The sequence below is a fragment of the Thalassolituus marinus genome, assembly GCF_020320395.1.
GTDB lineage: Bacteria > Pseudomonadota > Gammaproteobacteria > Pseudomonadales > Oceanobacteraceae > Venatoribacter > Venatoribacter marinus.
Genome location: NZ_JAEDAH010000023.1, coordinates 23,383 through 37,307 on the forward strand (window position 1 = coordinate 23,383; position 13,925 = coordinate 37,307).

Consider the following 13,925-nt stretch of genomic DNA (forward strand, 5'->3'; position numbering starts at 1 on the left):
CAAGCCAGCAGCCGATCCTGCCTCTGCAAACCCCATAGCAAGACGGTTTTAAGCGCCGGTAAATGACAAAACCAGAGACCTTTTGTGGGTATTGAATAAGTGGCCCACTCCTTGCTGAAGGTGGTGGATGGTGGCGAGTGGAAGAGACGTTATGGTGCGGGTTAAACAATGGCTGTCAGGCGATCAGCTGAGTTACATGCTGATTGAGCCTGTTTCCCGGCACTGCGCAATGATTGATCCGCAGCCCGGACAGGAAGCGGAGTATCTGAAGGTGATACGTATGCGTGGATTGAATTGTCGCTATGTGCTGTTTACCGCAGAAACAGGCTATGAGAGTGGTCTGGCAGCGGAACTGGTGACGGCAGCAACGGAATTGTCGCAGTCCACACTGCCGTTGGGCGAGACCCATATCGAACGCTTTGCTCATTCATCGTCTACGCTGGCATTGTATGTTTGCGATGGTCACCTGTTCAGCGGGCAATGGTTGACGCCTTTCGCCCTGCGACAAAACGTCGCAGGCGGCGTTAGTCGCGATTCCTCTATGATGCCGCTCGTTAATTTTCCTGACGACCACATCGTTCACCCGGGAAAAATGGTAGCCGGCATTCGTATATCGACGATTGCACAGGAAAAAATGGCTGCCGTCAGCAGTCGTGGTGACGAGGGAGTGAGTCATGCCTGATAAGCGTTCTTTATTTTCTTTTCCGCTCGTACGTGAGCTTTCCGTCGTGCTTGTTATCAAGCTGGCGCTGATCTTCGTTATTAAATCAGCTTTCTTTTCTGACCCTGTGGATATGACCGATCCGCAGGATGCTGTTTCACAACAATTTGGCCTTACAAATTCTGACTATAACCACCCCTCGCAATCGGAGGATCTGAAATGATCAGTGAAAATCTGGTGGATTTATCGCGGCTGCAATTTGCTATTACCGCGTTTTATCACTTTCTGTTTGTACCCCTGACCCTGGGTCTGTCATTCATTCTCGCCATTATGGAGTCGGCGTTTGTGATGACGGGTAAGCAGGTGTATCAGGATATGGTGAAATTCTGGGGTAAGTTGTTTGGTATCAACTTCGCTCTGGGCGTCACCACCGGTCTGACTATGGAATTCCAGTTTGGTACCAACTGGGCATATTACTCGCATTACGTCGGTGATATTTTCGGTGCACCTTTAGCCATCGAAGGCCTGATGGCGTTCTTCCTGGAATCGACTTTTATTGGTCTGTTTTTCTTTGGTTGGGATCGTCTGACCCGGGTTCAGCATCTGATGGTGACCTGGCTGGTGGCGATTGGCTCCAATATGTCAGCCCTGTGGATTCTGATCGCCAATGGCTGGATGCAGAATCCGGTGGGTGCAGAATTTAATTACCAGACCATGCGTATGGAAATGACCAGCTTCTCTGAGCTTATTTTTAACCCGGTAGCGCAGGTTAAATTCGTGCATACCGTGTCGGCTGGTTACGTTACCGGCGCCATGTTTGTGCTGGCAATTTCTGCCTATTACATGTTGAAAAAGCGTGATCTTCCGTTTGCCCGTCGCTCCTTTGCGATTGCTGCAAGCTTTGGTTTTGCCTCGATTATGTCAGTCATTCTGCTCGGTGATGAATCCGGTTACGAAATAGGTGACGTGCAGAAAACCAAGCTGGCGGCGATTGAAGCCGAGTGGGATACCCACGAACCACCGGCGGCTTTTACCCTGATTGGCCTGCCCAATGAAGAAACCATGGAAACCGATTACGCCATTAAAATTCCGGCGGTTCTGGGTCTGATTGCAACGCGCTCCACTACCGAAGAAGTCACAGGTATTAAAGACCTGCTGGTGGAACACGAAGAGCGTGTACGTCGTGGTATCGAAGCCTATGCGTTGCTGGAAAGAATGCGCGGTGGTGACAAAGCCGATGATGTGGTGGCTGCTTTCGACGCACTGAAAGATGATCTTGGTTATGGCTTGCTGCTGAAGAAGTACACCAACAATGTGGTTGATGCGACTGAAGAACAGATCAAACAGGCTGCGCGCGATACCATTCCGAAAGTGGCGCCGATGTTCTGGACCTTCCGCATTATGGTGGGCCTGGGTTTTGCCATGTTTATTCTGATTGGCCTGAGCTTCTGGTACAGCATTCATCATAATGTTGAACAGAAACGCTGGCTGCTGAAAGCACTGATTATTTTCCTGCCTGCACCATGGATTTCCTGCGAAATGGGTTGGTTTGTTGCCGAGTTCGGTCGTCAGCCATGGTCGATTGGTGAAGTGCTGCCGACGCACCTGGCGGTTTCAACCCGTTCAGTGGAAGACCTGTACATGAGTCTGGCGGGCTTTATCGGTCTGTACACACTGCTGCTGATTGCGGAAATGTATCTGATGATTCGCTTTGCCCGTCTGGGACCATCCAGTCTGCACACTGGTCGTTACCATTTTGAACAACAGGCATCCGCCGGTGCTGCTGCCACTCAGCCTGCTCAGGCTGTGAAAGATCCCGCTTAAGGAGGCGACCATGGATTACGAATTATTAAAAGTTATCTGGTGGGTACTGATCGGTGTGCTGCTGATTGGTTTTGCTGTCACCGATGGTTTCGACATGGGCGTGACCGCGCTGTTAAAAGTGATTGGTCGTACCGACAGTGAGCGGCGGGTGATGCTCAACACCGTCGGTCCGCACTGGGATGGTAATCAGGTGTGGTTCATCACCGCGGGCGGCGCTATTTTCGCTGCCTGGCCGGTGGTCTACGCAGTCGCATTCTCCGGTTTCTACTGGGCCTTGCTGCTGGTGCTGTTTGCTATGTTTTTCCGTCCGGTAGGTTTTGAATACCGTTCGAAAATGGAAAACGATCGCTGGCGTAATATGTGGGACTGGGGTCTGACCATCGGCGGTGCAGTTCCGGCACTGGTGTTCGGTGTGGCCTTCGGTAACCTGCTGCTGGGCGTACCTTTTGAACTGGATGCATTTATGCGTTCTACCTATACCGGTTCTTTCTGGGCTCTGCTCAATCCGTTTGCGCTGGTCGCGGGTCTGGTCAGTTTGCTGATGTTGTGTATGCATGGTGCGACTTACCTGCAGATGCGTACGGCCGGTGAATTACATGACCGTACCCGTAAAGTTGCAGCATTGCTGGCGGTAGTGGTCGCTGCGCTGTTTGCTCTGGCTGGTATCTGGTTATACGCCGGTATTGATGGCTATGTGATCACCGACAGCGTTAGCGTGGGCGGAGTGATGACACCACTGGATAAAACTGTGGCAGTGCAGGAAGGTGCGTGGCTGGCGAATTACAGCAAGTACCCGCTGATGATGCTGGCACCGCTGGTGGCGTTTGCTGGTCTGGCTCTGACGCTGCTGATGTCTCTGGCGAACCGTGGTGCACTGGCGTTCGTGGCCAGCTCGCTGGCGGTGACCGGTATTATTCTTACTGCAGGATTCAGCCTGTTCCCGTTTGTCATGCCGTCCAGCCTCAACCCGTCACACAGCCTGACGGCATGGGATGTAGTGTCCAGTCATAAAACACTGGGCATTATGTTCTGGGTAGCGATGATTTTCGTACCGCTGGTACTGTCATACACTGCGTGGGGTTACTACAAAATGCGCGGTCGTCTGACCACTGACTTTATTGAAAACAACAAATACAGCACCTACTGATACGGAGGATGAACTTATGTGGTATTTCGCCTGGATTTTAGGGGTGTTGCTGGCCTGCTCATTTGGTCTGATCAACGCCATGTGGCTTGAGATGAACGAAGACTTTGACCGTGACGCCGACGTCAAAGAGTGATGACGCTATGAACGGACCGGTTAACTACAGTGATTACGGCCCGCTTTATGCGGGCTGGGCTCGCGCGCTGTCATTGCTGGCAGCGCTGGGTTTGTCGGCGCTGTTACTGGCGGTGCCACATGTGGTCGCCAGTGACAGTATGAGTATTGATCACGGACTGCTGTCTTTGTGTCTGTGGGGACTGAGTGCTGGCTTCGTGCATGGTGTGGGCTATGTGCCGGTGATGAAAATATGGCGCATCACGCTGGGCCCATACGTCGGCTGGCCACTGATGCTGGTGTGCGCCGGCTGGTGGCTGAACTGACGTCGCAGTGGCACAGAGATACGATTTCTGTATGCTTATCTGGTAATGCTATTGATTTGAAACAGGAGTAACACGTTATGGCACTGACAAAAGAAGAATTGCTGGCGGAAGCACGGGGTTCAGTTAATCCGGTGGATGCTGCTCAGGCTGAAGCTTTGTTGCAGCAGGGCGCGGTGGTTCTGGATGTTCGTGAACCAGCGGAGTTCGATATGGGGCATCTGCCTGGTGCGGTGAATGTACCGCGCGGTGTGCTGGAGTTCCGTGTTGGTGATCATCCGGCTTTAACCGACAGCGCTGCCGAAATTTTACTGTATTGCAAGAATGGCGGTCGCAGCACGCTGGCTGCACATACGCTCAAGCGTATGGGATTCAACAATGTAAAAATGCTGGTAGGCGGCTTTGATGGCTGGACCGGCAGTGTGCACAAAGTGGAAGTAGACCCAAGCGTATACCGCTGAGGAGACGTTATGCGTGGAATATTAATGACTCTGGCCATGTTTAGCAGCGCGGCCGTGTGTGCGGAGCCTGTGGCGGATTTAACCGGCGCAGCGCGGCAGCAGGTGAAGGCCTTTGCGACGACGCTGGGCGGCACGCTGAAAGCCAGTATGCAGAAAGACGGTCCGGTGGCGGCCATTGCAGTGTGTAATACCGAAGCCCCGGCGATCGCCAGTCAGTTAAGTACGGATGGCTGGCAGGTTGCGCGTACCTCACTGAAAATTCGCAACCCGGACAACGCAGCGGATGCCTGGGAAACTCAGGTGCTGGAAGATTTCAGCGCACGCATGGCGGCGGGCGAAGATCCGGCCGGACTGGAAGCCTCGGTAACGGATGACGGCGAGTTCCGCTATATGAAAGCCATTCCTACTGCTGGCCTGTGCCTGACCTGTCATGGCGCTGAACTGGCTCCGGCAGTTGAGGCGAAGCTGGCACAGTTGTATCCGCAGGATCAGGCCCGTGGTTTTAATGTTGGTGATCTGCGCGGCGCCTTTACCTTACGCAAAGTGCTGGAGGAATAATCTTGGCTGAGCACGTTATTCATATCGACTGGAAGAAAAACGGCGAGTTTTCTCATGAAGGTTATGAGCGTCGTCATGATATCGCCTTCCAGTCTGAGGTTCGTATTCCTGCCGGCGGTGCGGGAAATACTTTTGGTGCGGATCCGGAGCAGATGCTGGCGGCAGCGATGGCCAGTTGTCATATGCAGACCTTTCTGGCGTTAGCGGCGAAAAAGCGGCTGGTGGTTGAAAGCTATCGGGACGAGGCCAGCGCGGAACTGGCGCAGCGTGACGATGGCAAGTTCTGGGTCAGTCGTCTGACTCTGAAACCGCGGGTAGCCTTTTCCGGTGAAAAACTACCGGATAATGCTGCAATTCAGGCAATGCACGACAAAGCACATCAGCATTGTTTTATCGCCAACTCAGTACTCTGTGATGTGGTGGTCGAGCCACAATTGTCATGACCTGTGGCAGGACAGGAACCTCTGTTCTGCCAATATCCCCCATCCTGGTTTAAGCTTACAGAAACTGTGGCTTACGGACTTCTGACATGATCGTCTCCGTCTCCAGCATCGTCGGCCTTTCCGGGGTTGATCGGAGCGAAAACCCACGCGCCCGACGCGTGGGACGCTATTTTGAATGGCCCATGATTCTGATCGCCTTCTGGATACTGTTTGAATGGTATCTGGAGGCCAGAGTAGGCAAACCATTTGCCTATGCTCACATCACTGATTGGTTTCTGTGGATTTTCTTTCTGGTCGAAACCACCGTCTTGCTGGTTCTGGTGGATGATCGCCGCCGTTACCTGAAAACCAATTGGAGTAATCTGGTTATTATCGTCGCCGGCATGCCGTTGTTGTGGCAATACCTGCCCTATGCAGGGGGGTTGCGGGCACTGCGCTTGCTGGCCATGTTCACCATGCTGATGAATATGTCCGGCAGTTTTCAGAAAATCATGGGACGCAATCACCTCGGTCCGACGCTGATGGTGAGTTTTATTATCATGATTATGGCCGGTACTCTGATGGCGGTGATCGACCCGAATGTCGAGACCCCGCTGGACGGTATCTGGTGGGCCTGGGTGACCATTACCACTGTAGGTTATGGTGATATTGTTCCGGGTAGTACCGCCGGGCGTCTGTTCGGCTCATTTCTGATTCTGATGGGGATCGGTCTGTTTTCAATGATGACCGCGAGTTTTTCGGCTTTCTTCATGCAGCAGGAAGAGGAAGACCTGTTCAATAAAGAACGTCAGCATGCCGAACAATTAGCGCGTATGGAAAATAAAATCGAACAGCTGGAAGATAAGCTGGACCGACTGCTGACGATGGCGCTCGAAGCGGAGCGCCTTCAGCTGGAGCGGGGCCGGGACCCGGAAGCCGGGGAGCGTTAAACTCCCCTTAGTCGCGCTATTCGTGGGACGCTGCGCAGTTCAGGCAAAGCGTGCTGTACGGTACAGCCTGCAGGCGTTGTTCACTGATACTCTCGCCACATTCGCTGCATTCACCATAGGTGCCGGCATCCAGTCGCGCCAGAGCGGCGTTAATCTGCTCGACCTCATGTTTTGATTCTGCCGCAATGGCTCGTAATACATCGTCGTTTTCTCGCTCGACAGCTTGTTCTGCAAAGTCTGCGGATACGGGTTCGTCGCGATGGCTGGCATCCCGTTCTGTTTTATTCGCGCGCGCTTCCAGCATAGCTTTACGCTCGGTTAGGGTCTGGCGGATGTGGCTGAGGTTCATAATGCAATCCATTTTCTTATAACTGGATATTCAGCCTAGATGGGGGCTGTCCTGTGTGCATTGATATGCGTCATGCGTATATCAAAAGGCCTGCGCTAGTCTGCGTGATCACATCTATGCTTGATCGTAACTCTGTGCCGCTGCACCGGGTTGTATAGCAGGAGAGATCTATGACAGGCCCGGTTGAATTTCAGGACCCTTATCAGGCATTGGGAAAACCGATGCATTTCATCGCAACGCTCGAACACCTTTATCGGGTTCTGCGGGAGAATTTCGAGGGTATTCAGCGTTTTTCTCTGGCGCTGTACGACAGTGACTCAGATTTACTATCAACGTTTATCTATGAAGGCGACCAGGGTTCGCCGTTACTGGGCTATGAAGTTCACCTGAGGGAGGTTCCATCTCTGGCTGCGTTGGCGCGAACAGGCTCGGTCAGGATTGTCGATGATATGCGCGTCTTCCGGCGTGAAACACCATTGCGGCATACTCAGGCGTTACTTGCTCAGGGCTATCGTTCGAGTCTGACAATGCCACTGTTTAATGATGGAAAACTACGGGCGTTTCTGTTTTTAAACGCCAGCAGCATGAATTATTTCGATGCGGCCAAAAGCACCTACTGCAATTTGTGGGGACATCTGGTTGCACAGGTTATGGTGCGCGAGCGGGACGCAGTAAAACGAATGCAGGCGCTGGTGCATTTCGCTACCGATGTCAGTGGTCGGCGCTCCGTGGAAACCGACTCGCACGTACGCAGAATGGCGGCCTATGCGCGAATTATCGGGCGGGAATTACAGAAAGATTTGCAGCTGGAAGATTCGTTCATTGAGTATCTGACGCTGTTCGCACCATTGCACGATATCGGCAAAGTCGCAATTTCAGATCAGATTCTTCATAAGCCGGGTCCGCTCACCGCAGACGAGTTTCAGACCATGAAAAAACATGTGTCGGTTGGTCGGGATATTGTCGATCAGGCGATTCGCCATTTTTCACTGGGCGATATGGAATACAGCGATATGCTGCGCAATATCGTCGAGTTTCATCATGAAAAAATGAATGGCAGTGGTTATCTCGGCTGTACTGCAGAGGACATTCCGCTGGAGGCTCGCATTATAGCGGTGGCCGACATTCTCGATGCGCTATTAAATCACCGCAGCTATAAACAAGCCTGGTCTCTGGAAGAGACCCTGGATGCCATGCAGGCCATGGTGGATGCGGAAGAAATTGATAAAGCCTGCTTTGCTGCGGTTAAACGCTCACAGGCTCAGATTCTGGATATTCAGCAGCGCTATCCGTAAGTGAAGGTTGTTACTGCTCAAGCAGATTAATAGCCAGGCGCACAAAGTCGCGTGATGTCAGCATGCCATCCAGATGCTGGCCGTCGGCGGACACCAGCAGGCAGGCATGGCGCTTTTCTTTCAGTAATTTACCGGCTTCTGCCAATGGCATATCCGGTGCTACGGTTGCGACTTCTTTTTTCATGCACTGACTGATAGGCGTTTTGGCCAGGTAGGTCTGCAGGTTATGTGCACCAAACTTGTCGGTGATACGGAATGCTTCAGCCAGGAACTCTTTCTGACTGAGCAGCCCGGCAATCTGCCCATCGCTGTTAACAACCGGGATGTGGCGGATCTGATGCTCGGCCATGGTTTTTTCAACGGCCTGAAGGGTGTCTTCCGGAGTATGGGTCAGCAGTGTCCGGGTCATCAGGTCTTGGACCAGTTTCATAGCAAGTTCTCACAGGGAATTCTCATTCCCTAAGTTAAGCAGGAAATCAGTGAAGTGCTATTCTGAACTCAAACTTGGGAGGTACTCATGAGCATCGGAAATCACATTCGGAATTATTACGAACAACTGGTGGCTGAAGAGATCATCAGGACATTGTCTGAGCGTGAGGATAAGCCGTCGGTAGATTACATGGCAGACGTTGCCTGCGTGGCGTTAAATCGCTTACCTGCCCGCTACATTCGTTATGAAGTGGATATGGCGTTCTACATGTCCCCGGATGAGCTGGCATCGACGACGGCCGCGGTCAATAACGCGGTTCAGCAGGCCATCAGTTTCGTGGATAACCATCACCGGAAGGATTAGAAAGAATCTTTACGTATGTAAAGACTGTCCCGCCAGCTTGAATAGTCGGGCATAAATCCTCGAAACTGTGCAGTAGTTAATGAGGGGTACGCTGATGAATCTGCTGCTGGTAGACGACGATATTGAACTTTGTGCGCTGCTGCAGCGCTATCTCGAGCGGGAGCTGTTTACCGTGACCGCCGTACATACCGCTGAGCAAGGTCTGGATGAAGCGCTCAGTGGTCGTTATCAGGCAGTGGTTCTGGACATCATGTTGCCTGGTGGCAATGGCATTGATGTTTTACGCAGCATTCGTCAGCGTACTGACCTGCCGATTATTATGCTTACTGCTCGCGGTGATGAAATGGATCGTATCCGCGGCCTTGAGTACGGTGCGGATGATTACCTGCCTAAACCCTGCAATCCCCGCGAGCTGTCGGCACGTTTGCGATCCATTCTGCGACGTGGTCACTCTGGCAGTGTGGCAGCTGCCAGCCTCACCCTGGATGAACTTGAAATCGATCTGGAACAACATTGTGTACGCCGCGCAGGGCAGCAGGTTGACCTGACCGTGACCGAATTTAATATCCTCAGTGTCCTTGCCCGGGAAGCAGGCAAAGTGGTGGACAAAAACCGCCTTGCGCAGCAGTCGTTGCAGCGCTCACTCACCCTGTATGATCGCAGCCTGGATATGCATCTGAGTAATCTGCGTAAAAAACTGGGTCCTAATCAAAGCGGTGAGCAGCGTATCCGCACCGTACGCGGTGTTGGTTATATGTATACCCCCGATGAGGCTACTGGCCAGGTGTAAAGGGTGCAGGGAATTTTTCTGCGGATTTATGCCGCGTTTCTGATCACCAGTCTGGTGGCCGCGCTGGTAACTCTGACGCTGGCGGTGTACTACCGTCAGTGGTCCAACGATTCAACCAACCTGATTGCTCCCACTGGCGGTTATATCTCTGCCGCCGAGCTGATTCTGCAGCGTGGTGGTGAACCTTTGTTACTGGAGTGGCTGCTCACTTTCAGCCGCCACCCCAGCGTCAACGCTTACGTTTTTGATCATCAGGGCATCAGTTTACTGGCTGATGTACCGGCCGATGTGCGCACTTATGCATTTGCCGCTGATTCTTATCAGGCGCGTATCAACCCGTTGGGGCAAACGGAAATACTGGTGAAAGCGCCGATTCAGGACCGCGACGGCAACGTTTATCTGCTGGTGGTAGAGTTTCTGCATCCGTTGGCGGTGTTCAATTTACCCGCCTATATCGGCTGGGGTCTGGTTGCGTCATTACTGCTGTTCGGTGTACTGGGTTTTATTCTGTCGCGCTATCTGACCCGACCTCTGTTATCGCTGAGACAGAGTATTCGTTCGTTTGCCAGTGGCCGGCTGGCGGTCGCAGTCGCTGATGATGTTCTGCTGCGCAAAGACGAAGTGGGTGATCTGGGACGTGAATTCGCGCAAATGGCGGAGCGACTGCAGAAGTTACTGGATGGGCAGCAGCAGTTGATGCGCGATGTATCCCATGAACTGCGCTCACCGCTGGCTCGCATCGCCGTAGCACTGGAACTGGCTCGTCTGGATGCCGTGGTGGAGCAGGGCGAGCACCTGGACAGGATAGAGCTTGAAACCAGCCGTCTGGATGAGTTGATTGGCGATCTGTTAAGCATGGCCAGGCTGGAAGCTGAAGAAGCGCGCCAGCAATGGCAGCCGGTTAACTGCCTTGACGTGATTGAGCAGGTGGTTGCTGATGCCCGCTTTGAACATGCCGATGGCGATGTACGCCTGACGGCAGACGACCCTCATTGTCAGGTGTTGGGTGATGCCCGCTTACTGGCCTCTGCCGTCGAAAACATAGTACGTAATGCGCTGTTGCATACCCGTGCGGGAACGGGGGTGGATATTCATCTGAGGCGCACAAACGGCGAGTGTCAGCTGATTATCCGCGATCATGGCCCGGGAGTGCCTGAGCATATGCTGGAGGATTTACTGAAGCCTTTTGTACGCAGCGAACAGGCGCGAGAGCGTTCGTTAGCCAGCCTGCAGCAGGGGCATCGGGGTTTTGGCCTGGGGCTGGCGATAGCAGAGCGCATTGTGCATCATCACCACGGTCGCCTGACACTGGCCAATCATACTGGCGGCGGATTGCAGGTTACGCTGGTGCTGCCTTGTGTTGCTGACGCAAACTGAAAGCAGAAGCCTTTACCGGGTGTTTACCCAGTGAGGCTGGGGTAAGAAGCCGCATCGGGCTAGAATAGTACTTTAAGTTTTCTCTGCGGAGGATGTGTATTGAAACTGGTTTGGCTGTTGTGTCTGTTGCCCTTATCAGCGTTGGCTGAGGATGGTGCGCGTCCGCCAGAACCCGGTTTTACTCATCCATCTCTGATGCTGGAGTGGGACAATGCCCGCCCTGAGCAGCGCCAGGCACTGGACCAGTTTTACCAGTCTCTGGAGCGTCCGCGCCCTCCCGGGCATGATGCTCAGCGTATGGAGCGCGAGCAGCATTTCGAGCGTCTGCGTGAAATGAGCCCGGAACAGCGTCAGCAGCAGTTCCGCGATTTTGTCCAGAATCCACCGCCTCCCCCCCCACCTCCACCGCCTGGCATGATGATGCCGCCGGTGCGCTGAGCCCTCGTCATACTCGTGTTCGTTCGCATCAGCCGTTACTATTAGCGGCTTGTGAGAGAGCAGAAACACTATGAAAACGAGAATTACAGAATTACTGGGTATCCGTTACCCCCTGGTGCTGCCAGGTATGAGCTGGATTTCCACTCCTGAGTTGGTGGCTGCGGTATCCGAAGCCGGCGGTTTAGGTATTCTGGCCAGCGGTCCGCTGACCACCGACGAGACCCGCGCGGCAATCCGTCGTATTCGCGAACTGACGGATAAGCCATTTGGTATTGGTGTGACCTTGCTGATGCCGGGAGCGAAAGAAAATGCCGAAGTAGCTCTGGACGAGCAGGTCCCGGTAATCAATTTCTCGCTGGGTAAAGGCGACTGGCTGGTGAAGCGTGCCCACGAATACGGCGGCAAGGTGATTGCTACCGTCGTTTCTGAAAAACACGCACTGTCGGCGGAGTCTATCGGTGCCGATGCGCTGCTGGTCACCGGGCACGAGGCCGCAGCTCATGGTGGTGACGTCACCTCTCTGGTGCTGATTCCGGCGATTGCTTCGAAGGTGTCCATTCCGGTGATTGCAACGGGCGGGTTTGCTGACGGACGAGGTCTGCTGGCAGCGCTATCGTTAGGTGCCGAGGGAGTGGCAATGGGGTCGCGTTTCGCCACCAGTAAAGAAAGCCCACTGCACGACAGCACCAAGCAAGCGGTCGTTGCCAAGAGTGAGCAGGATACAATTTATTCGAAAAACTTTGATGGCCTGTATGCCCGGGTAATGAAAACACCGCGCTCCATTAAAGAAACCCGTCGGCCGATGAACATTTTCATGGCAGTTATTGAAGCGATGAAAGCGGCGAAAATCGTTAAGCAACCTATCTGGAAAATCATGCTGGGTATGCTGGCGATGCTGGATAAAGTACTTCTGCTGGCCTATTTCGGAGCCAGTGTTCCGCGTCTTAAGGCGGCGACTATCGATGGCGATCTGAATAAAGGGGTGCAGTTTATTGGTCAGACCCAGGGATTGATTACTGACATCGCTGGCGTAGATGACATTATTCAGCGCATTATGCAGGAAGCGAAAAACATTCATGCCTCACAGGCCAGATTGTTTGATAGTGCCGGGTAATAAAAAATATTGGCCCGTTTTTTCCTTTAATGGGAAGTAATAAAAACAGCGTGAAAACGCTGTTTTTATTTTTATAGCTGTCCCGATCAGAACGACTTTCCCTGTCTTTGGCCTGAGCGGATTTTATTCGGCAAACTCCGTCCATTCTGGCCTCTTATGTCTTCGACCTGCGTGGCTTTTATTGTCCTGTTGCTGTGGCCGCAGCTGACTACACTTGCGCCCGGACTGTCCGCAGATGACTTCCTCTGCGAAAAATAACTACAAATATCAGGACGCATTATGAAAAAGTTGCTCACGGCCGCTGCTCTTGCGGCAACCCTTATGTCTTCCAATGCATCTGCTATGTCAAAAACGGCAGATACCGGTTATACCGAAACGAAATACCCGATTGTACTGGTACACGGCTTTCTCGGCTGGGACACCATGGTGGGTATCGACTACTGGTATAAAATCACCGAAACCCTGCAGGACGGTGGTGCCGATGTGCACGTCATTACCGTGCCGAATGCCAATACCCCTGAGGTTCGTGGCGAAGAGCTGATCAACCAGATTGAAAGCGTACTGGCGATCACCGGTGCTGAGAAAGTGAACCTGATTGGTCACAGCCATGGTGGTCCGACCTCGCGTTATGCGGCATCTGTGCGTCCTGATCTGGTGGCATCCGTTACCTCGGTGTCGGGCGTAAACAAAGGGACTCCTATTGCTGATACGCTGATGGAAACTGCCGAGGATTCTGCTGCGTTTGACGCCGTATTCGGTGGTATCATAAATCTGGCGGCGGAAGCGCTGAATATTATTTCCGGCGCCAACTACGACGACGTGAATGCCATGACGGCCATTGCTTCCATGACAACCGAGCGTGCAGTCGTGTTCAATGCCCAGCACCCGGGTGGTATTCCTGAAACGGCCTGTGGCGAAGGTGATTATGAATACAATGGTATTCGTTACTACTCCTGGGCCGGTGCCGATCCGACAACCGTTGCTTACGATCCGATGGATCTGATCACCGTCGCTTTCAGCCAGTTCTTCCCGGAAGGTTATGTTAACGATGGTTTCGTTGGCGCCTGTGATGCTCATCTGGGCATGGTGATCCGTGATGATTTTGTAATGAACCATCTGGACGAAATCAACCAGTTCCTGGGGTTGCACGATCTGAATGAAACGGACCCGGTAGCGGTTTATCGCACTCATGCCAACCGTCTGAAAAACGCGGGTTTGTAATCGCGTTGAATCTGTCCGGACAGCTATCTGCCTTATAAGAAAAGAGCCTCTCCCCGGAGAGGCGTTTTTATGCCTGTTATCAACACCGTTG

19 protein-coding genes are annotated in these 13,925 nt (G+C 53.0%); 17 read left to right on the forward strand and 2 right to left on the reverse strand.

The genetic code is table 11. The annotated features are described in order from the left end of the window. Positions 1-151: 151 nt before the first annotated feature. From I9W95_RS05390 to I9W95_RS05435, 10 genes are all read left to right on the forward strand, one after another. Positions 152-682: an MBL fold metallo-hydrolase gene (locus tag I9W95_RS05390; protein WP_225672628.1), complete on the forward strand. Its 531-nt coding sequence runs from the start codon at positions 152-154 to the stop codon at positions 680-682. Continuing rightward, on the forward strand, positions 675-884 hold the full coding sequence (gene cydP / locus I9W95_RS05395) for a cytochrome oxidase putative small subunit CydP (protein WP_225672630.1): 210 nt from the start codon (positions 675-677) through the stop codon (positions 882-884). The genes I9W95_RS05390 and cydP overlap by 8 nt, the downstream gene beginning before the upstream one ends. Further along, positions 881-2,485 (forward strand): cytochrome ubiquinol oxidase subunit I, encoded by a 1,605-nt coding sequence (locus tag I9W95_RS05400; protein ID WP_225672632.1) that lies wholly within the window; start codon positions 881-883, stop codon positions 2,483-2,485. The genes cydP and I9W95_RS05400 overlap by 4 nt, the downstream gene beginning before the upstream one ends. Positions 2,486-2,495: 10 nt before the next feature. After that, entirely contained in the window at positions 2,496-3,632 is a 1,137-nt protein-coding gene (cydB, locus tag I9W95_RS05405; RefSeq protein ID WP_225672634.1) for a cytochrome d ubiquinol oxidase subunit II, read from the forward strand. Positions 3,633-3,648: 16 nt separating this feature from the next. After that, a complete protein-coding gene (gene cydX, locus I9W95_RS05410; protein ID WP_225672636.1) occupies positions 3,649-3,765 on the forward strand; it encodes a cytochrome bd-I oxidase subunit CydX in 117 nt (38 codons plus the stop codon). 7 nt (positions 3,766-3,772) lie between these two features. Beyond that, positions 3,773-4,069: a cyd operon YbgE family protein gene (locus I9W95_RS05415; RefSeq protein WP_225672638.1), complete on the forward strand. Its 297-nt coding sequence runs from the start codon at positions 3,773-3,775 to the stop codon at positions 4,067-4,069. 77 nt (positions 4,070-4,146) lie between these two features. Beyond that, positions 4,147-4,527, forward strand: a complete 381-nt coding sequence (locus I9W95_RS05420) for a rhodanese-like domain-containing protein (RefSeq protein WP_225672640.1) — start codon at positions 4,147-4,149, stop codon at positions 4,525-4,527. Between the two features lie 9 nt (positions 4,528-4,536). Continuing rightward, a complete protein-coding gene (locus tag I9W95_RS05425; RefSeq protein WP_225672642.1) occupies positions 4,537-5,085 on the forward strand; it encodes a Tll0287-like domain-containing protein in 549 nt (182 codons plus the stop codon). A gap of 2 nt (positions 5,086-5,087) precedes the next feature. After that, a complete protein-coding gene (locus I9W95_RS05430; protein WP_225672644.1) occupies positions 5,088-5,528 on the forward strand; it encodes an OsmC family protein in 441 nt (146 codons plus the stop codon). A gap of 86 nt (positions 5,529-5,614) precedes the next feature. Next, positions 5,615-6,457 (forward strand): potassium channel family protein, encoded by an 843-nt coding sequence (locus tag I9W95_RS05435; protein WP_225672646.1) that lies wholly within the window; start codon positions 5,615-5,617, stop codon positions 6,455-6,457. A 16-nt stretch (positions 6,458-6,473) separates the two neighbouring features. On the opposite strand, the gene I9W95_RS05440 is transcribed toward I9W95_RS05435, so the two are convergent. Further along, positions 6,474-6,806 carry a TraR/DksA family transcriptional regulator gene (locus I9W95_RS05440; RefSeq protein ID WP_225672648.1) on the reverse strand — a complete coding sequence of 111 codons (333 nt, stop codon included), beginning with the start codon at positions 6,804-6,806 and terminating at the stop codon, positions 6,474-6,476. A gap of 170 nt (positions 6,807-6,976) precedes the next feature. On the opposite strand from I9W95_RS05440, the gene I9W95_RS05445 reads away from it, so the two are divergent. Beyond that, positions 6,977-8,101 (forward strand): HD domain-containing phosphohydrolase, encoded by a 1,125-nt coding sequence (locus I9W95_RS05445; RefSeq protein WP_225672650.1) that lies wholly within the window; start codon positions 6,977-6,979, stop codon positions 8,099-8,101. A gap of 10 nt (positions 8,102-8,111) precedes the next feature. Here I9W95_RS05445 and I9W95_RS05450 read toward each other — a convergent pair whose 3' ends face one another. Beyond that, positions 8,112-8,531 carry a CBS domain-containing protein gene (locus I9W95_RS05450; RefSeq protein ID WP_225672652.1) on the reverse strand — a complete coding sequence of 140 codons (420 nt, stop codon included), beginning with the start codon at positions 8,529-8,531 and terminating at the stop codon, positions 8,112-8,114. 87 nt (positions 8,532-8,618) lie between these two features. On the opposite strand from I9W95_RS05450, the gene I9W95_RS05455 reads away from it, so the two are divergent. From I9W95_RS05455 to I9W95_RS05480, 6 genes are all read left to right on the forward strand, one after another. Then, on the forward strand, positions 8,619-8,894 hold the full coding sequence (locus tag I9W95_RS05455; protein ID WP_225672654.1) for a late competence development ComFB family protein: 276 nt from the start codon (positions 8,619-8,621) through the stop codon (positions 8,892-8,894). Between the two features lie 94 nt (positions 8,895-8,988). Continuing rightward, positions 8,989-9,684 (forward strand): response regulator transcription factor, encoded by a 696-nt coding sequence (locus tag I9W95_RS05460; RefSeq protein WP_225672656.1) that lies wholly within the window; start codon positions 8,989-8,991, stop codon positions 9,682-9,684. Between the two features lie 3 nt (positions 9,685-9,687). Continuing rightward, positions 9,688-11,061: a sensor histidine kinase gene (locus I9W95_RS05465; RefSeq protein WP_225672658.1), complete on the forward strand. Its 1,374-nt coding sequence runs from the start codon at positions 9,688-9,690 to the stop codon at positions 11,059-11,061. A gap of 99 nt (positions 11,062-11,160) precedes the next feature. Beyond that, on the forward strand, positions 11,161-11,499 hold the full coding sequence (locus tag I9W95_RS05470) for a hypothetical protein (RefSeq protein ID WP_225672660.1): 339 nt from the start codon (positions 11,161-11,163) through the stop codon (positions 11,497-11,499). A gap of 70 nt (positions 11,500-11,569) precedes the next feature. Beyond that, positions 11,570-12,613 (forward strand): NAD(P)H-dependent flavin oxidoreductase, encoded by a 1,044-nt coding sequence (locus I9W95_RS05475; RefSeq protein ID WP_225672662.1) that lies wholly within the window; start codon positions 11,570-11,572, stop codon positions 12,611-12,613. Positions 12,614-12,892: 279 nt separating this feature from the next. Then, positions 12,893-13,834: an esterase/lipase family protein gene (locus I9W95_RS05480; protein ID WP_225672664.1), complete on the forward strand. Its 942-nt coding sequence runs from the start codon at positions 12,893-12,895 to the stop codon at positions 13,832-13,834. Positions 13,835-13,925: the final 91 nt, after the last annotated feature.